The sequence below is a fragment of the Rhizobium bangladeshense genome (assembly GCF_001662075.1).
Classification (GTDB): Bacteria; Pseudomonadota; Alphaproteobacteria; order Rhizobiales; family Rhizobiaceae; genus Rhizobium; species Rhizobium bangladeshense_B.
This window is the reverse complement of the sequence record NZ_LYPL01000005.1, coordinates 252,304-273,623: the sequence shown is the minus strand read 5'-3', so window position 1 is coordinate 273,623 and position 21,320 is coordinate 252,304. Positions and strand designations below refer to the sequence as shown.

Here is a 21,320-nt window from a genome sequence, read left to right as displayed (position 1 = left end):
CGAGGCGCGATTAATTTAGCGTCGGCGGAACTTGTTGGCGGCATCGATCGCAGCCTTCTGCTGGTCGTCTTCAATGCCGAGGTAAAAATCCTCGAGCGCCGGATCGGCAAGCCCGGCGCGGCGCGACAGCACGTACCACTTCGCCGCCTCGACTGGATTGGGCGGCGTGCCGATGGCATTGACATAGAGGTGGGCGAGCTTGTTTTGCGCCGCGACATTGCCGCCATTGGCCGCAAGTTTCAGCCATTCGAAACCTTTGACATAATCCTTCGGGCCGCCGATGCCGTTGACGAGCCAGATGCCGAGATCGAGTTGGGCCGTGTCGAAGCCGGCCCGCGCCGCGCGCGCCATCCACTCGCGGGCGAGTCGCTTCTTTTCCTCCGGCAGGTCTTTCAGCGTCGCGTAAAGCTGCGCCACCGCATATTGCGAATCGGCAATGCCCTGCTCGGCCGATTTCTCATAGAATGGCAGCGCCAGCTTCAGCCCCTTCTCGCCGGGATTGTCGGCCACGAGGATCTGCGCCCAGTTGAATTCGGCTGAGGGGTTGCCGGCCTCGGCCGCCTTGCGCATGTAGTCGTCGGCCTTGACCTTGTCGCGCGGCACGCCTTCGCCTTCCATCAGCATCAGCGCATATTTGAACATTGCCGCCGGATCGCCGCCTTCGGCCGCCTTGCCGTACCAGAAGGCCGCGTTCTTCACGTCCTTCTTGACGCCGAGACCCTGTGAGAGGATTTCGCCGATCAGTGTCTGCGCCGCCGGATCGCCGAGTTGGGCGCGCGGCAGCGCCTTATCCATTGCTGTCAGGTAATAGCCGCGCTGGTAAGCGCCGTAAGCCTCGTCGACCGGCCCCTTGTAGTCCTTCTCCGGCGGCAGGTCCGGCAGCTTCGCGCCCATCCGGTCGAAAACCCCGACGCCATCGGAGGGTCGCACGCCGGGACCGGCGGGCCGGTCGGTGCGAAAGGTCGAAGCCGGCGCCGGGACCGGCGGGCTGATGACGCTGTCGGCTGCCTGCGCCAGAGCGATATCCGGCCCGGCTGCAAGGAGAACGGCGATGCTGGCGAGCAGATATTTCAAGTGGCGGGCGGGCGGGATCGGCATGAACGCGATTTCAATCCTCAAACCGTGGCGCTTTTTCGTCAAGCAGCGCGTTGATTTCTGCAATGACGGATGGCGCCCGGGCGGGCTCGCCGAAGACCGCCAGCCGCAGCGCCACGAACTCCGCTCCGGTTTCGGCAACGGCGAGCGCCGAGGCCGGATCGGTGCCGCCCATGACGATGCAAGGGATTTCGATCATCGAAGCCCACCATTCGCCGAGCGCAAGGTTCTTCGGATGGGCCTCCGGCTTGATGTCGCCATCGAGCTTGCCGAAGAAGATATAGTCCGGCCTCACTTCGCCGATCTCCAGCGCCGTGTGCCGGTCGGCCGCATTGCCGCCGCCGACGATGAGCTTCGGCGCGTGCTTGTCGATCGCCTCCGACAGCGCCTCGGCATTGCCGGAAAGATGCAGGCCATCGGCCTTTGCCCGTCTCGCCACGCGGCTATCGCCTGCAATCAGCGCCGCCGCCCCGGCATCCTGAATGACAGGCACCAGCTTTTCGGCATGTTTTTGAAAGGCGCCGTCGTCGAGCCCGTATTGCGGCACGATCACCGAGGCGACATCGCCGCCTTTCAGCGCGTCGGCAACGATCTTTGCCTGTTCATCGGCATCGGCGATATCGGGGGCGATGAGCACAACGCGGCAGCGGTTTTCCGGTTCGGTCATGAGGTCTTTCCGTTTCCAGCGAATTCCCCTTTCGAAAGGACGGATCCGCACTCGTTTTGTGTGAGTAGTTCCGTTAGAGGAGGCTTGCAAGAGGAGGACGCCGAAAGCATGCCGCAGGATTTGTCATTCTACTACGCCGCCGTGCCCGCCGTCCTCCTGGTCGGCCTCGCGAAAGGCGGCATGGGCGACGCTTTGTCGCTGATCGGGCTGCCCTTTCTCGCTCTGGTCGTCTCGCCGGTCGAAGCGGCGGCGATCCTGCTGCCGATTCTGATCTTCATGGATATGATTTCGCTCGTCATCTGGCGCAAGCATGGCGATTGGACGACGCTGAAGATCATGCTGCCGGGCGCAATATTCGGCATCGGCCTCGGCTGGGCGACGTCGGCGCTGGTTCCGGGCAACATGCTGCGCATCGTCATCGGGGCGGTTACCGTCCTCTTCTGCCTTCGCTATTTCTGGAGCAATTTCGGTCCCGGCATCGACAAGGTGACCCAGCCGCGTGGCCAGCGGCCGGTTGCTGCCAGCCTCTGGGGGACGTTTTCCGGTTATGGCAGCTTCGTCGCCCATGCCGGCGGCGCGCCGTTCCAGGTCTATGCCCTGCCGCTCAAGCTGCAGCCGCGCGAATATACCGGCACCAGCGTGCGCTTCTTCGCGATCCTCAATGCCGTCAAGCTGATCCCCTATTTCGCGCTCGGCCAGCTCGACACGCAGAACCTTGCGACCTCGGCGACGCTGCTGCCCTTCGCCCCGCTCGCCACGCTTGCCGGCGCCTGGTGCGTGCGCCGCATGCAGCCGGCGATCTTCTACCCCTTCATGTATGCGATGGCCTTCATCGCCGCCTTGCTGATCGTGCGCGAGGGCCTCGGCGGGTAAGGGCGGCCGTGCTCCTCGCTGCAACGCACAATTTTCTTGCCGCCGCGGCCGGTTTGCCGTAGCGTTCCCGCCATGTCGAACACGGACCCCTTCTCTGCGATTGCCGATCCGAACCGGCGGTTTCTGCTGGAGGAATTGCGGCGCGCGCCGCGGACAGTCAACGAGCTCGCCGAGGGCCTGCCGATCAGCCGGCCGGCCGTGTCGCAACACCTGAAGGCGCTGCTCGACAGCAACCTCGTCTCGGTGACGTCGGAAGGCACGAAACGCATCTACGCGGTCAATAACCGCGGCTTCGACAAGCTCAATCTGTGGCTGGATCAGTTCTGGGCCTGATCGCCCTCCGACAAGACCCCAAACCTAATCCAATGAAGACGATCGGCGGCGCGGGAGATGCAAAGGCGCCAGCCACGATGCCGCGAGCATCGGGCTGGCGCAATTCTGGTGTCAAATCACCGGGTCTTGCAAATTTTAGGCGGAATGGATGGATTTACCTCTTCATACGCAAGATGATCGGCCGGCGACCCTTGGGAAGATCAGTGGACGGATGACTTGAGACGCTGAATCTCGTCCTTGATGCGCAGCTTGCGGCGCTTGCATTCGGCAATTTCCGTATCGGAGATAGAGGGAGCTGTTCTGAGCGCGTGCAGCTCCTCCTCGAGAGCAACATGCTTTTTCTGGAGTGATTCAAGATGAGCTTGAACTGTCATTTGACCCTTCCTTCCTCTTACCCTCCCCGGCCATCATCGTCGGGGATCAAGGTGTCAACGCGCCGGACTGTGACATATTTTTGAAGGCTTGTCGAAGGCGAAAAGATGGAGATGAGATGGCAAATTCATGATCAAGACTAACTAGCCGTTACCCGTATTTGGTGATAGGAGCTTGCGGAAATCATCGGCAGATCGGACAAGATCCGAAGACGACAACGGGGAATGCATATGGCCGATCAGGAACAGGCGGAAATCAGGCTCATGGTGGCGCGGCTGCGTCAGGAGCACGAGGATTTCGACGCCGCGATCAACGCCATGATCGAGACCGGATGCGACGCTCTGCGAATCCAGCGCATGAAAAAGAAGAAGCTCGTCATCAAGGACAAGCTCTCCAAGCTGGAAGATCAGATCGTTCCTGATATCATCGCCTGATCGCATCGCCCGATCGCATTGCTTGAGAGGAATAGCGGCAACGATGACAGACAGACCACCCGTCGCCATTATCATGGGCAGCCAATCCGATTGGGAAACCATGAAGAACGCGGCCGATACGCTGGAAGCCCTGGAAATCCCTTATGATGCGCGCATCATCTCCGCGCACCGCACGCCCGACCGCATGGCGAATTTCGCCAAGGGAGCGCGCGCCGAGGGCTTCAAGGTCATCATAGCCGGCGCCGGCGGCGCTGCCCATCTGCCGGGCATGACCGCATCGATGACGCCGCTGCCGGTCTTCGGCGTCCCGGTCCAGTCGAAAACCATGTCCGGCCAGGATAGCCTCCTGTCGATCGTGCAGATGCCGGCCGGCATTCCGGTGGGAACGCTCGCCATCGGCAAGGCGGGCGCGGTCAACGCCGCCCTTCTCGCCGCCGCTGTGCTCGCCCTTTCCGACGAAGAAATCGCCGAGCGGCTCGACGAATGGCGCGAACGTCAGAGTGCCAGCATCGCCGAATACCCGATGGACGACCAATGACTGTAAGCACGATCGGCATTGTCGGCGGCGGCCAGCTCGGCCGCATGCTGGCCATCGCCGCCGCCAGGCTGAATTTCCGCACGATCATTCTTGAGCCGCAGGCGGACTGCCCGGCCGCTCAGCTCGCCAACCGGCAGATCGTTGCCGCCTATGATGATCAGGCGGCGCTGGCCGAACTTGCCGCCGCCTGCGATGTCGTCACCTACGAATTCGAGAACGTGCCCGTCGCCGCCGCAGAAACGCTTGCGGCTAGCATTCCCGTCTATCCGCCGCCGAAGGCGCTGGAAGCCGCCCAGGACCGGCTGGTCGAAAAGCGCTTCCTCAACGATTGCGGCATCACCACCGCCCGCTTTCACGCGATCGACAGCCAGGCCGATCTCGAGGCGGCACTGAAGGACTTCGACGGCCAGGGGGTGTTGAAGACCCGCCGTCTCGGTTATGATGGCAAAGGCCAGAAGGTTTTTCGTTCAGTGGCCGACAGCCCTGACGGCGCCTATTCTGCGCTCGGCGCCGTGCCGCTGATCCTCGAAAGCTTCGTCGCCTTCGAGCGCGAGGTCTCGATCATCGCCGCGCGCACCGCCGACGGCGCGGTCGTCTGCTTCGATCCCGCCGAAAATATTCACCGCAATGGCATCCTCCATACCTCGACGGTTCCCGCCGCGATCTCCGCAGCGACGGGCGAAGCCGCACGTCGGTCGGCCGAAAAAATCCTCGCGGCATTGAACTATGTCGGCGTCATCGGCATCGAATTCTTCGTGCTTGCCGACGGCACCCTGATCGCCAACGAGATGGCCCCGCGCGTACACAATTCCGGACACTGGACGGAAGCGGCCTGTACCGTCAGCCAGTTCGAGCAGCATATCCGTGCCGTCGCCGGCCTGCCGCTCGGCGATGGCGCGCGCCATTCCGACTGCGTCATGCAGAACCTGATCGGCGACGATATCCTTGCCGTTCCCGACTGGCTGCGACGCCCCGATACGCTGGTCCATCTCTACGGCAAGACAGAGTGGCGCCCCGGCCGCAAGATGGGCCATGTCACCACGTTGGCGCCGAAATCCCCGCCTTCCCGGTGAGAAAACACCCTCTTGCCCTGGGAAAAACACGGTCATGTGGTTGACACGGAAAAGGTGACGGGGTATCTGCTCCCCACCTAAAGAGCGCGCCCCGACGGCGCGCTTTTGATTGTTAAAGATACGGGCGAATGTGAATTCCCCCATAGAGATCGCGGATCAGAAAAATGAAGATCAAGAATTCGCTCAAGTCGCTCAAGGCTCGCCACCGTGACAACCGTCTGGTTCGTCGCAAAGGCCGCATCTACATCATCAACAAGCTGAACCCGCGCTACAAGGCTCGTCAGGGCTGATTGCGCGCATCCGGATCGCCGCGCCGCGCCGGTGCGCCGTTCGTCATCCGGTAGGTCGCTGCGGTGATCACGTCAAATTTGTTTGATCTTCGGCGTTGGCGGGCTAATATGTCCGCCATGCGCTTTTTTGCTTTAATGCCAGCGGCCTTGCCGCTCTTCCTCGTCCTCTCCATCTCTCCGCTTCCGGCCATCGCGGCGGAAAAGGACGTCATCGTCGAGCAGAGCAATGCCGCCAATTCACCGAAGCAGCGTCTCGATCAGCTCTTCAGCCAGCTGAAGCGCGAGCGCGATCCCGACAAGGCCAGCAGCATCGCCAACGAAATTCGCCTCGCATGGAATGATTCCGGCAGCGCGACCGTCAATCTGCTGATGCAATGGGCCGACAAGGCGATTGAGGAAAAGCGCAACCCCGCCGCTCTCGATTTCCTCGATGAGGCAATAGCGCTGAAGCCAGATTACGCCGAAAGCTGGAATCGCCGCGCTACGCTGAATTTCGTCATGGGCAATTACCGCAAGTCGATGTCCGACATCGGACATGTGCTGGATCTCGAGCCGCGCCATTTCGGCGCGCTCTCCGGCATGGCCGCGATCCTCAGCAATTCCGGCAACGATCAGCTGACGTTGAAAGCCTGGGAGCGGTTCCTCGATATCTATCCCGCCGAGCGCACTGCGCAGGAACAGGTCAATACGCTGTCGGAAAAACTTGCCGGCAACCGCACGTGATGTCGGATCGCCCGATCTTGAAGCCCGGCCTGAGCGCACAAGTTTAGCATTATCGAGGGAGCTACGCGACGCTTCGCCCACCGCTCTCGAGAACCGCCGCAACCATCGCCCGTAAAGACCATGCTTGCAGAAGTTTCCGCTCTTCTCGCTCCCCTAGCCGCCGCCATCGGTTACTCCTCCTACAAGGCGCGGCGCTTCGAACAGACCTATCCAAATATCGGCGAGCTGACGGATGTCGGCGGCTACCGCATGAATGCCGTCCATATCAAGCGTCCGGAACATGCCGATCTGCCGGCGCTCGTGTTCATTCACGGCGCCAGCGGCAATCTGCTCGACCAGGTCGTCGCCTTCCGCGCTGCACTCGAGGGCCGGGCGGAAATGCTCTTCGTCGACCGTCCTGGGCACGGCTATTCCGAACGCGGCGGCCCTGAAAATGCGGTCCCTTCCGGCCAGGCGGATGCGATTGCCCGGCTGATGGAGGCCCGTGGCATCGAGAAGGCGATCATCGTCGGTCATTCTTTCGGCGGCGCGATCACCGCAACCTTCGGCCTGCGCCATCCCGAAAAGACATCCGGCCTGCTCTTTCTGGCACCCGCCACCCATCCCTGGCCGGGCGGGATCGACTGGTATTATCATGTCGCGACGGCGCCGGTCATCGGCCGGCTGTTCAACCACGCCATCGTCGTGCCGCTGGGGCTCAGTCGGCTGGAGCGCGGCACGCTGAATGTCTTCCATCCCAATCCGCGCCCGATCGATTACATCGAAAAGACCGGCCCATCGCTGGTGCTGCGGCCCTGCACCTTCCGCAACAACGCCGCCGATTTTAAAAGGCTTCTCGCCTATCTGAAGGAGCAATCGCCGCTCTATTCCCAGATCAGCGCGCCGACCGTCATCATAACTGGCGACAGCGACGAAATCGTCTGGGAACACCTGCATTCACGCGGCCTTGCCCGCGACATAGCCGGCTCCGAGCTCATCACCGTCCGCGGCGTCGGCCACAAGCCGGATTATCTCGCGACCGATGTCGCCGTCGCTGCCATGGAAAAGATCGCCGGCAAGCCGCGCGACCTGCAGGCAATCGCCCGCCGGGCCGAGGAGCGGCTTGCCGCGGCGTCGCGCGATCGGACATCGTTGCCGTCGCTCGAGCCGGGCGCCCCGCGCGGGCATGATCCTTCAGCCGGAAACTCGATCGAACGCCTCGCATAAAGCCGATCGCCTGCATTGCCTCGAGCCGGCGCAGCCCCATATGTTTTTCCGTTGTTGTCCATAGGAGGGGAAATCATGGGCCGCCTGCATATCGGGACGATCTCGGTCATATCGGCATTGTCGCTCTGCCTGACCCCGGCTTTCGCGGCCTCGCCCGCACCTGTTGAAGCCGAACACGGCATGGTCGTTACCGCTCAGCATCTGGCGACCGATGTCGGCGTCGAAGTGCTGAAGAGCGGCGGCAACGCCGTCGATGCGGCCGTCGCCGTCGGTTATGCGCTAGCGGTGGTCTATCCCTCGGCCGGCAATCTCGGCGGCGGCGGCTTCATGACCATCCGCCTGAAAGACGGAACCAAAACCTTCCTCGATTTCCGCGAACGCGCGCCGCTCGCCGCGACGAAGACCATGTATCTCGATGCCAAGGGCGAGATCGTGCCGCGCGCCAGCCTCGACGGTTATCTGGCCGTCGGCGTCCCCGGCTCGGTCATGGGTTTTGAAACCGCGCGCGAGAAATACGGCACGCGCTCACGCCAGGATCTGATCGCGCCGGCCCTTCGCTTCGCCAAGGAAGGCTTCACTCTGGAACAGGGCGACGCGGCCATCCTCTCCGGCAGCGCCAAACGCCTCGCCAAGGATGAGACGGCGGCGAAAATCTTTCTGAAACCGGATGGCAAGCCCTATGCACCGGGTGAAAAACTTGCGCAGCCGGATCTCGCCGCGGTCCTCGCCGCCATCTCCGAAAAAGGCCCCGACGCCTTCTACAAGGCCGCCCCCGCCGATGCGATCGTCACGGCGAGCCAGGCCAAGGGCGGCATCCTCGCCAAGCAGGATTTCGAGCAATATGCCGTGCGCGAATTGAAGCCGATCGAGTGCAATTACCGCGGCTACGACATCATCTCCTCGCCGCCGCCCTCTTCCGGCGGCGTCATCATCTGCGAAATCCTCAACGTCCTCGAAGGTTATCCGCTCTCCTACCTCGGCTACGCCTCTGCCGAAACCGTGCACGTGATGGTCGAGGCGATGCGCTACGCCTATGTCGACCGCAACGCGGCGCTCGGCGATCCCGATTTCGTCGAGAACCCGGTCGAAAAATTGCTCGACAAGGGTTACGCCAAGGAGACCGCGGCAAAGATAGATCCCTACAAGGCCGGCACGTCGGCGAATTTGAAACCGCTCGGCGGCAAGGAAAGCAACGAGACGACGCATTATTCGATCATCGACGACGAGGGCAACGCCGTCGCCGTCACCTACACGCTGAACGGCTCCTTCGGCGCCGCCGTCGTGGCACCCGGTACCGGCGTTTTGCTCAACAACGAGATGGACGATTTCACCTCCAAGCCCGGCGTGCCGAACCTCTACGGTCTGGTGCAGGGCGAGGCGAACGCCATTGCCCCGAAAAAGACGCCGCTCTCCTCGATGAGCCCGACGATCGTCACCCGCGACGGGAAGCCCTTCATGGTGATCGGCAGCCCCGGCGGCTCGCGTATCATCACCATCACGCTGGAGGCAATTCTCAATGTCGTCGATTTCGGGATGGATATCAGCCAAGCGGTCAATGCGCCGCGGTTCCATCACCAATGGCAGCCCGACAAGGTCTATCTCGAGCCCTATGCACTTTCGCCGGATACGGAAAAGGCCCTCGCCGCCATGGGTTACAGTTTCGACGGCGGCAATGATGCAGCGGTCTGGGGCCAGGCTGCCGGCATCCTCGTCGGCGGCAAAAGCCTTGCCGCCATCGCAAAGGGCGGCGGCGCCCGCTACAACGGCGCCATGGACGCCCGCGCGGTGGAAGGGTCGGCCGGCGGCTATTGACGGGCGCCAAACGGTTCAGGCGGCGGCGGATATCCCATTCATGTCACGGTGACAAAGTCGACGTTCACAAACGGCGTGCCGCATCCTATGCATGTGCGAACTCTCCAAGCAGGACGATTCCCGAATGGCAAGCATTGAAATGATTGTCGCCGCCCGCGCCCGTTTGCGCGGCCATGCGCGCCGCACGCCGCTTCTCTCCTCCTCCTTCCTGAACGACATCGCCGGCCGGCGCCTGTTCGTGAAGGCGGAATGCCTGCAGCATACCGGCTCCTTCAAGTTTCGCGGGGGCTGGTCTGCCGTCTCCGGCCTCGACCCGGCCGTGCGCGCCCGCGGCGTCATCGCCTTTTCCTCCGGCAATCATGCCCAGGGCGTGGCGCTGGCCGCCAAGCTGCACGGCGTGCCCGCTGTTATCATCATGCCGAGTGATGCACCGAAGCTGAAGATCGCCAACACCCGCGCCTTCGGCGCCCAGGTGGTGCTCTACGATCGTGCCAACGAGGATCGCGACGAAATCGGCGCCAGGATCTCGGCCGAGCGCGGCCTGACGCTGATCAAGCCCTTCGACGAACCGTTGGTGATCGCCGGCCAGGGCACAACCGGCCTCGAGATCTCCGAACAAGCCGAAGAAGAGGGCGTGACGTCAGCCGAGGTCCTCGTGCCCTGCGGCGGTGGCGGATTGACCTCCGGCATTGCCCTTGCCCTCGAAGCCAGTGCCCCCGGCCTCCGCGTCCGGCCCTGCGAGCCCGATGGTTTCGACGATACCACCCGCTCGCTCGCCTCCGGCAGGATCGAACGCAACGCGTCGATATCAGGCTCGATCTGCGATGCGATCCTGACGCCGCAGCCCGGCAACATCACCTTCCCGATCCTCAAGCGCCTTGCCGGCGCCGGCATCGTCGTCACCGACGAGGAGGCGCTGCGCGCCATGGCGCTCGCGTTCACCCGGTTGAAGATCGTCGTCGAGCCCGGCGGCGCCGTGGCGCTCGCCGCCGCCCTCTTCCACGGCGAGGCGCTGGAAAGCGATGCAGTCGTCGCCGTCACCTCGGGCGGGAATGTTGATGCCGATCTTTTCGCTATGGCGCTCGAACGCTTCGGCTAAAGTCGCCGGTCACACCGCCTTGTAACGGGGTGCAGGCACGCTGCGGGAGAGGTTCGGCATCAGTGCCTGGCGCGCCTGTTCGTAGGCGGTAAGCAGATCGGCATCCTCAAGCGACGGGATCGTCGCGAATTCGCCCTGCTCCAGGCCGGCCAGCGACGCATCGACCATGTCTTCCGCCGACATTACGATCTCGTTGGGCAGATGCTCGACCGGCGTGCCGGCGATGCCCCAGAATTCCGTTGCAGTGGCGCCGGGCAGTACGGCCTGGATGCGGATATTCTTCTCCGCCAGCTCATGCTTCAGCGACTGGCTGAAGGCGAGCACGAAGGCTTTCGTACCGCCGTAGACGCCGTTCAGAAGCTCCGGCGCGATCGCGACGATGGAGGCGATGTTGATGATCGTGCCGCCGCCGCGTGCGACGAAGCCGGGAACGGCGGCATAGGTCAGCCGCGTCAGCGCCGTGACGTTGAGCTCGATCATCTCCTGCATCTTGTCGACATCGGCGGAAAGCAGTGGCGCCGTTCCGCCGAAGCCGGCATTGTTGACGAGAAGCGTGATGCTCCGGTCCTGCCTAAGCACGCCTTCGACGCGGGCAAGGCCTGCCCTGTCGCCGAGATCGGCGGCGACGGTCTCGACGCTCCGGCCGGTTTCATCGGTCAGCCGGCTAGCCAGCGCCTTCAGCCGCTCGCCATTGCGGGCGACGATGATCAGGTCGTAACCCTGCTTCGCTAGCCTATGGGCATAGATTGCTCCAATGCCAGAAGATGCGCCGGTTACCAGCGCCGTGCCCCTATGCTCCGGTTTATTGCGTTCCTGCGTCATGGTCAGTCTCCTTCAATTGCGCCGGCCCGATGCCTTGCGCTTGAGGAGAGTCTTACGCCCGATTGCGAATGACCTGAATGTCATATATACCACCTTTTAGGACATCCTCTTTTCGGTACTCGATGACCATGCAGCAAATCGGCTTTCTGCTCTACCCCGGCTTCCAGATCATGAGCTTGGCGGCGATCTCGGCCTTCGAGTTCGCCAATCTCGAACTCGAGGAAAAGGTCTACGAGATCCGCTACCTCTCCGAAAATGGCGGGCCGATTGCAAACTCGCTTGGTATGGTGATGGAGACGGAGGCCTTCGGCGAGCCGAACTTCGATACACTGATTGTGGCCGGAGCACCGGGTATCAGGCTTCCGAATGCTGCGGAAGCCGATTTCATCCGCGCCGCCCTGCCCGCCACACGTCGGCTGGCCTCGATCTGCACCGGCGCCTTCTTCCTTGCCGAAGCCGGTATCCTCGACGGCCGCCGCGCGACGACGCACTGGTATGTCTCCCGCGAACTGCAAAGCCGCTATCCCAAAATAAAGATGGAAGAGGACCGGATCTTCATCATCGACGGACCGGTCTGGACTTCGGCCGGCATGACGGCCGGTCTCGATCTGGCTTTGGCGATGGTCGAGAAGGACTACGGTTTCGAGGTGGCACGCGCCGTTGCCCGCACGCTCGTCGTCTATCACAGGCGCGCCGGCGGTCAGTCGCAATTTTCAGCCCTTCTGGAACTGGAGCCTAAATCAGACCGCATCCAGAAGGCGCTCGCCCACGCCCGCAGCAATCTGAAATCGACGCTTTCGGTCGAAGAATTGGCGGAAGCGGCCCATCTCAGCCCTCGCCAGTTCAGCCGCGCCTTCCGCGCCGAAACCGGACAGTCGCCGGCCAAGGCAGTCGAGAATCTGAGGCTCGAAGCGGCGCGGCTGATGATGGAGCAAAGCCGTCATCCGATCGATGTGGTCGCTGACGAGACCGGCTTTGCCGATCGCGAACGCATGCGGCGCGCCTTCCTGCGCGCTTTCGGCCAGCCGCCGCAGGCGATCCGCCGCAACGCCCAGCAGCAATATCAAGCCTGAGGCATCCGGCCCTTTCAAGCCGGATGCCACGATCAACCGTCAGCAGGAAGGGTCAATGTGCAGAGACCAGCGCCCCATGCACGGATTGCATCACCAACTCGCCAAGCCGCGCCGCCGCCGGTTGCAGTTCGGCTTCGGCCCGATGTAGGACCAGGCCGAGCTTCGGCAGCTCGGGCAGGCCGAGCGCCTCGGGCGCCAGCGGCCGGAGCTTCGCCGGCAGGCCGATCGGCGTGCGGATGGTGAGACCGAGGCCGGCTGCCGTCGCCGCCCAGAGGCCGCCGAGACTGGCACTGACGAAAGCGAGCCGCCAGGAAATGCCGGCCGCATCAAGCGCCTTTGTCGCCGCGGTGCGCAACAGGCACGGCGCCTCCAGTGATGCGAGCGGCATCGGCTCACCGCTGGCCGCATACCAGCCGAGCGGCCCCGCAGCAGGCCCGATCCAGCACATCGGCACTTCGCCGATCCGCTCGCAATGCGCCGTCAGCGCGCCGTCGCTCCAGGCAAGCGCCAGATCGAGCTTGCCTGACGTGACGCGCTCGAGCAGTTCGGTATTGCGTGCCACCCGCGCCTCGATGCGGACCTTCGGATGGGCGCGGGCGAAACGGCCGAGCACCTCGGGCAGCAAGGTCTCTCCGAAATCCTCCTGCAGCCCAAGCCGCACCCAGCCCTCCAGCTCGATGCTGTGCACGGCGGCGGCCGCCTCGTCGTTGAGTTCCAACAGCCGCCTGGCATAGCCGAGCATCGTCTCACCGGCATCGGTCAGCGCCAGCCCGCGCCCCGCCTTGCGGAAGATCGGCGTGCCCGCCTGTTCCTCCAGCTTCTTCAGCTGCGCGCTGACCGCCGAGGTCGAACGCCCGAGCCTTTCGGCCGCCTTGGTGAAATTGCCGAGCTCCATGCCGGTCGAAAAGGTTCGAAGCACGTTAAGATCGAAGATGGTCCGCCGCATCACATAGTCCAGATTTTCGGGATTATTTGTCCAAAATATTCTGATTTTCAGCATCATCGTGCCGTGCAATGGTGCTGTTGTCAAGGCCGGCGGACGGCCCCAACCATGGAGATCCCGATGCCCTTTGTTCGCATTTCCCTTCGCAAAGGCAAGTCGCCGGACTATCTCGCGGCACTCGCCGACGCCATCCAGCGCGCCCTAGTCGAGACCTTCGACGTGCCTGAGGACGATCGCTTCCAGGCCATCCACCAGCATGATGAGAACGAGCTGATCTTCGACAGCAGCTATCTCGCCGGCCCGCGCTCCGGCGATTTCGTCTATATCTCGATCACCATCGGCCGACCCCGAACGGCCGAGATGAAGGCGGCGCTCTATCGCCGGCTTGTCGATCTCCTGGCGCAATCGCCGGGTCTTCGGCCGGAAGACGTGATGATCGTCATCAGCACCAGCGCCCCGGAAGACTGGTCCTTCGGCAACGGTATCGCGCAGATGACGGATCCCGACTGGCGGCTGCGGGCAGCAAGGGAACGCTCATGATTGCCATGCAATACAGCTTCACCCTGCCCGCCGATTACGACATGTCGATCGTCGACCGACGCATCCGCGACAAGGGCCGCTGCTAGACGGTATCCCCAATCTCGGCTTCAAAGCCTATCTCAGCGCCTGCCGAGGCGAATGCGCGAGTCGCGACAATCTCTATGCGCTCTTCTATCTCTGGCAGAAACCGGAAGGGGCAAGTGACTTTCTCTGTGGCCCGGGATTCGAAGCCCTGACCGGCGCCTTCGGCTGGCCGACGGTCATAACCTGGATTGTCTGGCAAGCCGAGCTTTCGGCTGAGATCGCTGCCGCCGTATTTGCGACCCGCGATATCCTATTGACCGAGCCTTACGCGCCCCTCGCTGATATCCGGCGGGCCGAAAGCGCGCAGGCTGAAGCCGAGGTTGCGGCAGGCGGCGCGCTCGCCTCCGTCTCCAGCTTCGAACCGACGACATGGACGCGGGTGCGCTTCAGGCTATGGCGCGAGATGCCAGAGATCGGCGGGCAGATGCAGGCCTATCGCGTCGGTCACCTGTCCCTGCCCTGACGCTGGCGTCAAATGGTTGCCCGGCGGTAGAAGGCGAGCGAGCCGGCAAGCGCCAGGAGCGCGCCGCCGCAGGCGCGCTCCAGCCAAAGGGTGCCTGAGGTCTTAAGGAAACGCACCGCCTGCGAACCGAAGAAGGCGTAGCCGAACATGATGATGAAATCGAGCGTGGCAAAGACCAGCGCCAGCAGCGCATATTGCCCTGCCTGCGGCTGGGTTGGATCGATGAACTGCGGCAGGAAAGCCGAGAAGAACAGATAGCCCTTCGGATTGGTCGCCGCGACCATGAAACTCTTCAGGCCGATCGAGAAAGTCGACGCCGCGCCGGCCGGCGCACCTGCTTGCAACGCCGCATCGATCCCGCCTTTCGAGCGCAGCAGCATGATACCGAGAAAGGCAAGATAGGCAGCACCCGCCCATTTCAGCATCGAGAACCAGAATTCGGATGCCGCCAGCAGCGCGCCGAGCCCCACCGCCACGGCGCCGATCAGCACGAAATCGGAGAGCACCGCGCCGACCATTCCGGCAATTGCCCGGCGCAGACCGAGGCGTGAACCGTTGGTCAGGGCCAGCAGCACTGTTGGCCCCGGCGTCGCAATACCGACGAAGGAAACGGCTGCAAAGGCGGCAAGCGTAACGGTGTCCATAATGATCCCTCCCAGGTCAGAGGAACGAAACTTGCACGCGCAGCAGCTCTTGGCAACAACACCCCATCAACGAAAGAGACCGCCGCCTCGTTGTGGCGGCGGTCTTTTTGAAGGAACGGTCGGATCAGATGCCGCTCTGGCCGTCGGAACCGATATAGGCAATGCGGATCATGTTGGTGGCGCCGGGCGTGCCGAGAGGCACACCGGCCGAGATGATGATGCGGTCGCCCGGCTTGCCGAAGCCTTCGTCCGCGACGATGCGGCAGGCGCGGTTGACCATGTCGTCGAGATCGGTGGCGTCATGAGTGACGACGCAATGCAGGCCCCAGACGATGGCAAGCCGGCGTGCCGTCTTGATGATCGGCGACAGCGCCAGGATCGGTACCTGCGGGCGCTCGCGCGAGGCGCGAAGGCCTGTCGTGCCCGACGAAGTATAACAGACGATCGCCGACAGCTTCAGCGTTTCGGCGATTTGGCGCGCAGCGAGCGAGATCGCATCGGCGCCAGTCGCTTCCGGCTGGGCGCGCTGGGCATAGATGATGCCGGGATAATGCGGCTCGCGCTCGATGGCGGTGGCAATCGACGCCATGGTCGAGACGGCTTCGACCGGATAGTCGCCGGAGGCCGATTCGGCCGACAGCATGACGGCATCGGCACCTTCGAAGACGGCGGTCGCGACGTCGGAGACTTCGGCGCGCGTCGGCACCGGCGCCGAGATCATCGATTCCAGCATCTGCGTGGCGACGACCACCGGCTTGCCCGAACGGCGGCAGGCGCGGATCAGCTGCTTCTGGATGCCGGGAACCGATTCGAGCGGCATTTCGACGCCGAGATCGCCGCGGGCGACCATCAGTGCATCGGAAAGCTCGATGATCTCCTCGATGCGCTCGAGAGCCTGCGGCTTTTCGATCTTCGACATCAGACCAACGCGGCCGCGGGCGATCTTGCGCACTTCGGCAAGGTCGTCGGGACGCTGGACGAAGGACAGCGCCACCCAGTCGACATCGTCGGTGGCGAGCACCGCGTCGAGGTCGGCGCGGTCCTTATCCGTCAGCGCACCGACGCCGAGCAGCGTGTCGGGAAGGCTGACGCCCTTGCGGTCGGAAATGCGGGTGCCCGAAATAACCGTCGTGACGATGCTCTTGCCGTCACACTTTTCCGCGCGGAGCGCGAGCTTGCCGTCGTCGATCAGCAGGCGATGGCCGGGCTGCACCGATTCCAGGATTTCGGGGTGCGGCAGATAGACACGGGTCTGGTCGCCAAGCGCCTCGTTGTTGTCGAGCGTGAATGTCTGGCCGGGCTTCAGGTCGACCTTGCTGTCGACGAACTTGCCGACACGCAGTTTCGGTCCCTGCAGGTCGGCGAGAATGCCGATCGGCCGGCCGGAGCGCGCCTCGACCGAGCGGATACGCTCGATAAGCGTACGCATCAGCTCGTGGCTCGCATGGCTCATATTGATGCGGAAGACATCGGCACCGGCCTGGTGGAGCTTTTCGATCATCGATTCCTCGGAGGAGGCGGGCCCGAGGGTGGCGAGGATTTTAATTTTGCGATTACGCTTCATCAATTCTGGCTTTCTTGCGTCCCTGGGGTGTCGGAGAGTTGGACCATCCAGCTGCCCTGGCGGCCCGTGTCGTATTCCTTGAAACCCATCTTCTGGTAACCGCGGGCATAACAATCCTGCACACCCGAGATCTTGAACTCGTTTTCCGCCACGCACATCTGCACGTCACCCGTCCATCGCCCTCCCCGGGCGGCGTCCTCTGCGTAGAGGTAATAATAACGCGACTGCAGTTCTCCCTCGATCAGCGTGGCGCAGGTGGTTGCCGGCACCTGCCACCAGCCTTCCGTCACCCAGCCATCCTTGGCCCGGTATCCGATCGCGACGCCAACGAGATTCTGTGTTCCGTTGCAGACGCGAAAATCGGCGCGTGCGGCATCTGCGATGAAGAACGGCATTAAGGCTGCAAGAGCGAACAGAGCGAGTCGGACCAGCGGTCCGGACCGCGTGAGGAAACTTGGCGCGGCTTGAATCAACACGGCTCCCAAATAGCTCCACGGTTATTCGTATCCGTGTCTTCTTGCGCCGCCGTCATGCGAAAGTCAACGCGATGCTAATCGATTATATTTCCTTTCACAAACCGCGCATCAAGGCTTCATCTTCGCTTCCCGCCGCCTGTCGCGCTTGAACCGGCGGCAACCCCATGCGATCACTGCGCCCGACTGCGCAATGACGAACGGCAATTCCTTCATGGACGACTTCCAATCCTTCGAAAGCCTACCGGGAAAACATGACAAAGGCATGGTGATCCTCGCCGATCACGCGATGAACCGCCTCCCCGCGCGATACGGCCGGCTCGGTCTGCCCGATGCGGCCTTTGCCCGCCACATCGCCTATGACATCGGCATCGAGGGCCTGACGCGGCAGCTCTCGGCGACACTCGGCGTGCCCGCGGTGCTCGGCGGCTTCTCGCGCCTGCTGATCGACCCGAACCGCGGCGAGGATGATCCGACGCTGATCATGAAAATTTCCGACGGCGCCGTCATCTCGGGCAACCACCCGATCACACCGCAGGAGTGGGAGTATCGTATCGAGACCTTCCACCGCCCCTATCACAACGCCGTGGCGGACACGATCGATAAGGTAGCGAACGCCACCGGCCGGGCGCCGCTGGTCCTGTCGCTGCATTCCTTCACGCCGGCGTGGAAAGGAATTCCTCGCCCCTGGCATGCCGCCGTTCTCTGGGACAGCGACCGGCGCGCGGTCGGCCCGCTGCTCGACATGCTGCGCGCCGATCCCGATCTCTTCGTTGGCGACAACGAGCCCTATGACGGCGCCCTGAAGGGCGATACCATGTACCGGCACTGCATGATGACCGGCATCCCGCACGCGCTGCTCGAAGTGCGCCAGGATCTGATCGCAGACGAGACCGGTATTGCTGCATGGGCCGAACGCCTGGCGCCGATCTTTGCGGCGATGAACGCCGATCCTGCCTTGCACGACTACGACGTCCATCTGTCGCGCACCGGTCCCTACTGAAGGAAGGAAAGCGAGATGACCGCGCTCAGTAAAGAACAGCAGACCGAATTCGAAGCCGCCGCCTTCCGCCGCCTTGTCGCGCATCTTCGTGAGCGCAGCGACGTGCAGAACATCGACTTGATGAACCTGGCCGGCTTCTGCCGCAACTGCCTCTCGAACTGGTACCGCGAAGCGGCCGAGGCCGAGGGTGTCGCGGTAACCAAGGACGAATCGCGCGAAATGGTTTACGGCATGCCTTACGAGGACTGGAAAAATCTCCACCAGAACGAGGCCTCGCCTGTGCAAAAGGCCGCTTTTAAACTGAACAACCCGCACAAATAGCCCGTCACCGAGCGAATAGGCTTGACCCTCGCGCCGCTTCGCGGCAGTCACGGGCATCCAAAATGATCATCCAATCAGGAGAACACGATGTCTGATGCTCATGGCGTCGCCCGCGACCAGCTTCGCGCTTTCATCGAGCGCATTGAACGGCTGGAAGAAGAAAAAAAGACCATCGCCGACGACATCAAGGACGTCTACGGCGAAGCCAAGGGAATGGGCTTCTAAACCCCCTCCGATCGTATGTTATTGATTTAGAATCAATGACTTAGAATGACCATATATGCTGCCGCCCATATGTGCAAGCGGGCGGAAGGGACAAAAGAGAAGGAACAACATGGAAGAAGTCGCAACGACCGGAGACGTCAACGTCGCCGCAGCGGAACTGCGCCAGTTCATCGAACGGATCGAACGTCTGGAAGAAGAGAAGCAGACGATCGCCGACGACATCAAGGACGTGTTCGGCGAGGCCAAAGGCCGCGGCTACGATACGAAGGCGATGAAGACGATCATCCGACTGCGCAAGAAGGACGCCAACGAGCGGCTCGAGGAGGAGTCCATCCTTCAAACCTACATGGCCGCGCTCGGAATGGAGTAGATCGAACGGGCGCCCGACAAGCGCGGAGCGCCCTAGTTCAAGTCGCTCACCGTGGCGCGGGGCAACCCTCGCGCCACGGTGCAGGATCCCTACAGCCGCGCCGGCCTGATTCTCACAGCAGGCTTCAGTGGCCTACGCATCGCGAGCACTGCACGGTAGTCGTTCTGGAACTGCTGCTGGAGCCGGTTGGGCTGGTCTTCGACAAGGGCGTCTGCGGCACGTTCCTTGGCCCTTTCCGGAGTCATCAATTCGAAGCGACTTATCGTCTCGTCTCCTTTTGGTGTTATACCGGCGATCAGGATCTGCCGCGGGCCGCCGATCGAGTAGTCGAGATGAGCGCCTGGCCTGTCGAAGTAAGGATGAACAATCTTGAAGCGGCAGCGTCTGTATTTGCGATGCCAGACCTCGATAGGGTCGTACGAGTCCTTTCGGTCCGTATTGCAGGCGTAGCAGGCCAGAACGAGATTTTCCGGCCGGAACGTCCACTTTGGATAGACCGCCTTCGGTGCGACATGGTCTCTCGCAGGATAATCCTCGTGAAGATACGAACGGCAGTAGGCACATCGACGGCGTTGCTGGACCATCAAGAGCGCGGTGACGTCGCGTTTGAAGCGGCCCACGCGACCCGTCGTTCGTTCCCAAAGAGTCGGTTTAGCGTCATCGTCCCTTCTCGAAAGATGCTGGACAAGCGCCCAGTCGTATGCGGGCACGCGTATTCTGATCATCGAATTTTCCGTCGATATGCCTTGATCTCTTCCACTACGATCTGCAGGGGCTTGTCTCCGGCGAGATCCAGTCTGGCGGCCTTTTCAAGGAATGCGTCGAGCAGGCCGACGTCGTCGCCACCGGTCTGGACGTGCTCGAGGGTCGCAGCCAGATCCTCATAGAAGAGCGTGCTCGACGCGGATGGGATACCCAGCACCTGGTATAGGACCGCTTCGGAGCCCCATCCTTCGAAGCGGGCGTCCACCGCTTCGAGCACCACGCCGCCGGCGTCCGTCGTAACTGTCACCACGGTGGCGCGCCCCTTCGGCAGATTGGAGATAAGGTGCGGAGAATGTGTCGCTATGAGTACGTGGCTTCCCTCAGCGTGATCCAGCGACTGTGACACGAGTTCGATGTAACGTTGCTGCCAGGTAACGTTAAGGCTGACTTCCGGCTCATCGATCAGAACGAGGGATCCGGGGCGGGCGTAGGAAACAAGCTTCGAGCCGGCAGCAAGGATATTCTGCTCACCGGAGCTGAGGTGCCCGAACTCGATGTCGAACGGCGCACCAAAGGTGACGGATGGCGACACGTTGAAGCCTAGCCGCTGGGCGTATGGGGCGAGGTCGCTAAATTCATCGGCCAGGAAGGCGCCATACCGACCGGCCATATCATCAAGCGAAACGGCCAGGAAGGATCTTTGGCTGCCGGGGTGTCGGACGCGCTCCGTCGCACTTTCCAATGCAACGAATAGCCTGCGTACTTGGCCGGCGTAGTTTCTTACGTTCTCCTCCGTCGGCTCTATCCGTGACGATGGACGGCCAAGTCGCTTGCGCACACGATCAAGCCACTCGACCTCGTCCAGCTTCAGAAGTCCGGTCAGTTCGCCTGGCGAGATCTTTGGAAACATGATCCAGATGCCGGCGGCGGCGTCCCGGACCACCAGCGAAAGCCAGCGACGAAAGGCGGCGAGCCTTATGGGATCCGAACCCATATTTAGCAATGCCTCGGCGACTCCGCGCTCCACCGCGCCGGTCGTCATGAGATTGCTGCTCTGGCGTGCTCCAAGATAATAGTAGAAGTCGTCCCTGCTTTGCGCCTTCTGGAAGTGAAAGCGATCGGACACTAAATTCGAAATGGCCAGCACGCGGGTAGGAAGCCTTTCTATCGCGTCATCCCGATAGAGCCTACCGAGTCCAACCCTGGCTGTCGTCTCTCCATTGTGGACATCTAATCCACGACAGAAGCCCCGATTGTCATAGTCAGGCAGCTTCCGAAACTCGGACGCGTTGTAGACCACGCCGAGAAGGTTCGCGATCGAGGCAAGGATCCGGCTCTTGCCGCTTCCGTTCTGGCCAGCAAGGATGGAAATATGGGTGGTCGCGAGATCGGCATGCTCGCTCACGAGGTCGAAGTACGTGTCCGCGTCCGTGAATCGCCCTCGTCTGACGATAAATGTAGTTTCCACTGTCTAGGCGTGCCTTTCCTGGCAGCGTCGAGAGGACCCATCTACCAGCGGTCAAGTTGCGATGTCGCATATGTGAACGATTTTTTTGAAGACTACCACTGAAATTG

At 62.4% G+C, this 21,320-nt stretch carries 25 protein-coding genes and 2 pseudogenes; 17 read left to right on the top strand and 10 right to left on the bottom strand.

Annotation, left to right across the window (positions count from 1 at the left end; all coding sequences use genetic code 11):
* Nucleotides 1–15: 15 nt before the first annotated feature.
* Both A7X77_RS12940 and A7X77_RS12935 read right to left on the bottom strand, forming a co-directional pair.
* Complete coding sequence (locus A7X77_RS12940; protein WP_064683305.1) at nt 16–1,098, bottom strand: tetratricopeptide repeat protein; 1,083 nt, start codon at nt 1,096–1,098, stop codon at nt 16–18.
* Nucleotides 1,099–1,108: 10 nt separating this feature from the next.
* Nucleotides 1,109–1,762: a thiamine phosphate synthase gene (locus A7X77_RS12935; protein WP_064683304.1), complete on the bottom strand. Its 654-nt coding sequence runs from the start codon at nt 1,760–1,762 to the stop codon at nt 1,109–1,111.
* Between the two features lie 108 nt (nt 1,763–1,870).
* Between A7X77_RS12935 and A7X77_RS12930 the strand changes: the two genes are divergently transcribed.
* Entirely contained in the window at nt 1,871–2,635 is a 765-nt protein-coding gene (locus tag A7X77_RS12930) for a sulfite exporter TauE/SafE family protein (RefSeq protein WP_064683303.1), read from the top strand.
* A gap of 72 nt (nt 2,636–2,707) precedes the next feature.
* Nucleotides 2,708–2,968, top strand: coding sequence for an ArsR/SmtB family transcription factor (locus A7X77_RS12925; RefSeq protein WP_003552646.1), 261 nt, complete (start codon nt 2,708–2,710; stop codon nt 2,966–2,968).
* Nucleotides 2,969–3,168: 200 nt separating this feature from the next.
* Here the strand turns inward: A7X77_RS12925 and A7X77_RS12920 are convergent, their stop codons facing one another.
* Nucleotides 3,169–3,342 (bottom strand): YdcH family protein, encoded by a 174-nt coding sequence (locus tag A7X77_RS12920; protein ID WP_009996782.1) that lies wholly within the window; start codon nt 3,340–3,342, stop codon nt 3,169–3,171.
* Between the two features lie 228 nt (nt 3,343–3,570).
* On the opposite strand from A7X77_RS12920, the gene A7X77_RS12915 reads away from it, so the two are divergent.
* The 8 genes from A7X77_RS12915 (at nt 3,571) to A7X77_RS12880 (ending at nt 10,515) form a co-directional block, all read left to right on the top strand.
* A complete protein-coding gene (locus A7X77_RS12915) occupies nt 3,571–3,774 on the top strand; it encodes a YdcH family protein (RefSeq protein WP_010028538.1) in 204 nt (67 codons plus the stop codon).
* A gap of 43 nt (nt 3,775–3,817) precedes the next feature.
* Complete coding sequence (gene purE / locus A7X77_RS12910) at nt 3,818–4,312, top strand: 5-(carboxyamino)imidazole ribonucleotide mutase (protein ID WP_004679370.1); 495 nt, start codon at nt 3,818–3,820, stop codon at nt 4,310–4,312.
* A complete protein-coding gene (locus A7X77_RS12905; RefSeq protein ID WP_064683302.1) occupies nt 4,309–5,385 on the top strand; it encodes a 5-(carboxyamino)imidazole ribonucleotide synthase in 1,077 nt (358 codons plus the stop codon). The genes purE and A7X77_RS12905 overlap by 4 nt, the downstream gene beginning before the upstream one ends.
* 164 nt (nt 5,386–5,549) lie before the next feature.
* Nucleotides 5,550–5,675: a type B 50S ribosomal protein L36 gene (gene ykgO, locus A7X77_RS12900; protein ID WP_003582204.1), complete on the top strand. Its 126-nt coding sequence runs from the start codon at nt 5,550–5,552 to the stop codon at nt 5,673–5,675.
* 108 nt (nt 5,676–5,783) lie between these two features.
* Nucleotides 5,784–6,398: a tetratricopeptide repeat protein gene (locus A7X77_RS12895; protein ID WP_064683301.1), complete on the top strand. Its 615-nt coding sequence runs from the start codon at nt 5,784–5,786 to the stop codon at nt 6,396–6,398.
* Between the two features lie 120 nt (nt 6,399–6,518).
* On the top strand, nt 6,519–7,604 hold the full coding sequence (locus A7X77_RS12890; protein ID WP_064683300.1) for an alpha/beta hydrolase: 1,086 nt from the start codon (nt 6,519–6,521) through the stop codon (nt 7,602–7,604).
* A 75-nt stretch (nt 7,605–7,679) separates the two neighbouring features.
* Nucleotides 7,680–9,416, top strand: coding sequence for a gamma-glutamyltransferase (gene ggt, locus A7X77_RS12885; protein ID WP_064683299.1), 1,737 nt, complete (start codon nt 7,680–7,682; stop codon nt 9,414–9,416).
* A gap of 124 nt (nt 9,417–9,540) precedes the next feature.
* A complete protein-coding gene (locus A7X77_RS12880) occupies nt 9,541–10,515 on the top strand; it encodes a threonine ammonia-lyase (protein ID WP_064683298.1) in 975 nt (324 codons plus the stop codon).
* Nucleotides 10,516–10,524: 9 nt separating this feature from the next.
* Here the strand turns inward: A7X77_RS12880 and A7X77_RS12875 are convergent, their stop codons facing one another.
* Nucleotides 10,525–11,337 (bottom strand): SDR family NAD(P)-dependent oxidoreductase, encoded by an 813-nt coding sequence (locus tag A7X77_RS12875; protein WP_064683297.1) that lies wholly within the window; start codon nt 11,335–11,337, stop codon nt 10,525–10,527.
* Nucleotides 11,338–11,465: 128 nt separating this feature from the next.
* Here A7X77_RS12875 and A7X77_RS12870 point away from each other — a divergent pair, with 128 nt between their 5' ends.
* On the top strand, nt 11,466–12,410 hold the full coding sequence (locus tag A7X77_RS12870) for a GlxA family transcriptional regulator (protein ID WP_064683296.1): 945 nt from the start codon (nt 11,466–11,468) through the stop codon (nt 12,408–12,410).
* Between the two features lie 52 nt (nt 12,411–12,462).
* On the opposite strand, the gene A7X77_RS12865 is transcribed toward A7X77_RS12870, so the two are convergent.
* Complete coding sequence (locus A7X77_RS12865) at nt 12,463–13,356, bottom strand: LysR substrate-binding domain-containing protein (RefSeq protein WP_064683413.1); 894 nt, start codon at nt 13,354–13,356, stop codon at nt 12,463–12,465.
* 117 nt (nt 13,357–13,473) lie between these two features.
* Here A7X77_RS12865 and A7X77_RS12860 point away from each other — a divergent pair, with 117 nt between their 5' ends.
* Together A7X77_RS12860 and A7X77_RS12855 are read left to right on the top strand one after the other, a co-directional pair.
* Nucleotides 13,474–13,893 (top strand): tautomerase family protein, encoded by a 420-nt coding sequence (locus A7X77_RS12860; RefSeq protein WP_064683295.1) that lies wholly within the window; start codon nt 13,474–13,476, stop codon nt 13,891–13,893.
* Nucleotides 13,890–14,440, top strand: a pseudogene (locus A7X77_RS12855) (DUF4865 family protein). Before A7X77_RS12860 ends, A7X77_RS12855 begins: the two are co-directional and overlap by 4 nt.
* A gap of 8 nt (nt 14,441–14,448) precedes the next feature.
* On the opposite strand, the gene A7X77_RS12850 reads toward A7X77_RS12855, so the two are convergent.
* The 3 genes from A7X77_RS12850 to A7X77_RS12840 form a co-directional block, all read right to left on the bottom strand.
* Entirely contained in the window at nt 14,449–15,084 is a 636-nt protein-coding gene (locus tag A7X77_RS12850) for a LysE family translocator (protein ID WP_064683294.1), read from the bottom strand.
* A 124-nt stretch (nt 15,085–15,208) separates the two neighbouring features.
* A complete protein-coding gene (gene pyk / locus A7X77_RS12845; RefSeq protein WP_064683293.1) occupies nt 15,209–16,648 on the bottom strand; it encodes a pyruvate kinase in 1,440 nt (479 codons plus the stop codon).
* Nucleotides 16,648–17,133: a DUF1036 domain-containing protein gene (locus A7X77_RS12840; protein ID WP_156668105.1), complete on the bottom strand. Its 486-nt coding sequence runs from the start codon at nt 17,131–17,133 to the stop codon at nt 16,648–16,650. Before A7X77_RS12840 ends, pyk begins: the two co-directional genes overlap by 1 nt.
* A 202-nt stretch (nt 17,134–17,335) precedes the next feature.
* Between A7X77_RS12840 and A7X77_RS12835 the strand changes: the two genes are divergently transcribed.
* The 4 genes and pseudogenes from A7X77_RS12835 (at nt 17,336) to A7X77_RS12825 (ending at nt 19,040) form a co-directional block, all read left to right on the top strand.
* On the top strand, nt 17,336–18,124 hold the full coding sequence (locus A7X77_RS12835; RefSeq protein ID WP_064683291.1) for an N-formylglutamate amidohydrolase: 789 nt from the start codon (nt 17,336–17,338) through the stop codon (nt 18,122–18,124).
* A gap of 15 nt (nt 18,125–18,139) precedes the next feature.
* Nucleotides 18,140–18,445 (top strand): DUF1244 domain-containing protein, encoded by a 306-nt coding sequence (locus tag A7X77_RS12830; RefSeq protein ID WP_064683290.1) that lies wholly within the window; start codon nt 18,140–18,142, stop codon nt 18,443–18,445.
* Nucleotides 18,446–18,532: 87 nt separating this feature from the next.
* A pseudogene (locus A7X77_RS32290) lies at nt 18,533–18,667 on the top strand (GapR family DNA-binding domain-containing protein); the annotation flags it as partial.
* Between the two features lie 112 nt (nt 18,668–18,779).
* A complete protein-coding gene (locus A7X77_RS12825; RefSeq protein WP_064683289.1) occupies nt 18,780–19,040 on the top strand; it encodes a DUF2312 domain-containing protein in 261 nt (86 codons plus the stop codon).
* An 89-nt stretch (nt 19,041–19,129) separates the two neighbouring features.
* Here A7X77_RS12825 and A7X77_RS12820 read toward each other — a convergent pair whose 3' ends face one another.
* The gene (locus A7X77_RS12820; RefSeq protein WP_064683288.1) at nt 19,130–19,765 is read right to left on the bottom strand and encodes an HNH endonuclease; all 636 of its coding nucleotides are present in this window, start codon (nt 19,763–19,765) and stop codon (nt 19,130–19,132) included.
* On the bottom strand, nt 19,762–21,213 hold the full coding sequence (locus A7X77_RS12815; protein WP_064683287.1) for an AAA family ATPase: 1,452 nt from the start codon (nt 21,211–21,213) through the stop codon (nt 19,762–19,764). The genes A7X77_RS12820 and A7X77_RS12815 overlap by 4 nt, the downstream gene beginning before the upstream one ends.
* Nucleotides 21,214–21,320 lie beyond the last annotated feature (107 nt).

What these genes read in the sequence shown, in the direction of transcription:
- A7X77_RS12935 (WP_064683304.1), bottom strand. Translation starts at nt 1,762, where the DNA reads ATGACCGAACCGGAAAACCGCTGCCGCGTTGTGCTCATCGCCCCCGAT.
- A7X77_RS12920 (WP_009996782.1), bottom strand. Translation starts at nt 3,342, where the DNA reads ATGACAGTTCAAGCTCATCTTGAATCACTCCAGAAAAAGCATGTTGCT.
- A7X77_RS12915 (WP_010028538.1), top strand. Translation starts at nt 3,571, where the DNA reads ATGGCCGATCAGGAACAGGCGGAAATCAGGCTCATGGTGGCGCGGCTG.
- purE (WP_004679370.1), top strand. Translation starts at nt 3,818, where the DNA reads ATGACAGACAGACCACCCGTCGCCATTATCATGGGCAGCCAATCCGAT.
- A7X77_RS12820 (WP_064683288.1), bottom strand. Translation starts at nt 19,765, where the DNA reads ATGATCAGAATACGCGTGCCCGCATACGACTGGGCGCTTGTCCAGCAT.
- A7X77_RS12830 (WP_064683290.1), top strand. Translation starts at nt 18,140, where the DNA reads ATGACCGCGCTCAGTAAAGAACAGCAGACCGAATTCGAAGCCGCCGCC.
- A7X77_RS12825 (WP_064683289.1), top strand. Translation starts at nt 18,780, where the DNA reads ATGGAAGAAGTCGCAACGACCGGAGACGTCAACGTCGCCGCAGCGGAA.
- A7X77_RS12895 (WP_064683301.1), top strand. Translation starts at nt 5,784, where the DNA reads ATGTCCGCCATGCGCTTTTTTGCTTTAATGCCAGCGGCCTTGCCGCTC.
- ggt (WP_064683299.1), top strand. Translation starts at nt 7,680, where the DNA reads ATGGGCCGCCTGCATATCGGGACGATCTCGGTCATATCGGCATTGTCG.
- pyk (WP_064683293.1), bottom strand. Translation starts at nt 16,648, where the DNA reads ATGAAGCGTAATCGCAAAATTAAAATCCTCGCCACCCTCGGGCCCGCC.
- A7X77_RS12850 (WP_064683294.1), bottom strand. Translation starts at nt 15,084, where the DNA reads ATGGACACCGTTACGCTTGCCGCCTTTGCAGCCGTTTCCTTCGTCGGT.
- ykgO (WP_003582204.1), top strand. Translation starts at nt 5,550, where the DNA reads ATGAAGATCAAGAATTCGCTCAAGTCGCTCAAGGCTCGCCACCGTGAC.
- A7X77_RS12860 (WP_064683295.1), top strand. Translation starts at nt 13,474, where the DNA reads ATGCCCTTTGTTCGCATTTCCCTTCGCAAAGGCAAGTCGCCGGACTAT.
- A7X77_RS12905 (WP_064683302.1), top strand. Translation starts at nt 4,309, where the DNA reads ATGACTGTAAGCACGATCGGCATTGTCGGCGGCGGCCAGCTCGGCCGC.
- A7X77_RS12930 (WP_064683303.1), top strand. Translation starts at nt 1,871, where the DNA reads ATGCCGCAGGATTTGTCATTCTACTACGCCGCCGTGCCCGCCGTCCTC.
- A7X77_RS12925 (WP_003552646.1), top strand. Translation starts at nt 2,708, where the DNA reads ATGTCGAACACGGACCCCTTCTCTGCGATTGCCGATCCGAACCGGCGG.
- A7X77_RS12875 (WP_064683297.1), bottom strand. Translation starts at nt 11,337, where the DNA reads ATGACGCAGGAACGCAATAAACCGGAGCATAGGGGCACGGCGCTGGTA.
- A7X77_RS12880 (WP_064683298.1), top strand. Translation starts at nt 9,541, where the DNA reads ATGGCAAGCATTGAAATGATTGTCGCCGCCCGCGCCCGTTTGCGCGGC.
- A7X77_RS12835 (WP_064683291.1), top strand. Translation starts at nt 17,336, where the DNA reads ATGGACGACTTCCAATCCTTCGAAAGCCTACCGGGAAAACATGACAAA.
- A7X77_RS12890 (WP_064683300.1), top strand. Translation starts at nt 6,519, where the DNA reads ATGCTTGCAGAAGTTTCCGCTCTTCTCGCTCCCCTAGCCGCCGCCATC.
- A7X77_RS12865 (WP_064683413.1), bottom strand. Translation starts at nt 13,356, where the DNA reads ATGCGGCGGACCATCTTCGATCTTAACGTGCTTCGAACCTTTTCGACC.
- A7X77_RS12870 (WP_064683296.1), top strand. Translation starts at nt 11,466, where the DNA reads ATGCAGCAAATCGGCTTTCTGCTCTACCCCGGCTTCCAGATCATGAGC.
- A7X77_RS12940 (WP_064683305.1), bottom strand. Translation starts at nt 1,098, where the DNA reads ATGCCGATCCCGCCCGCCCGCCACTTGAAATATCTGCTCGCCAGCATC.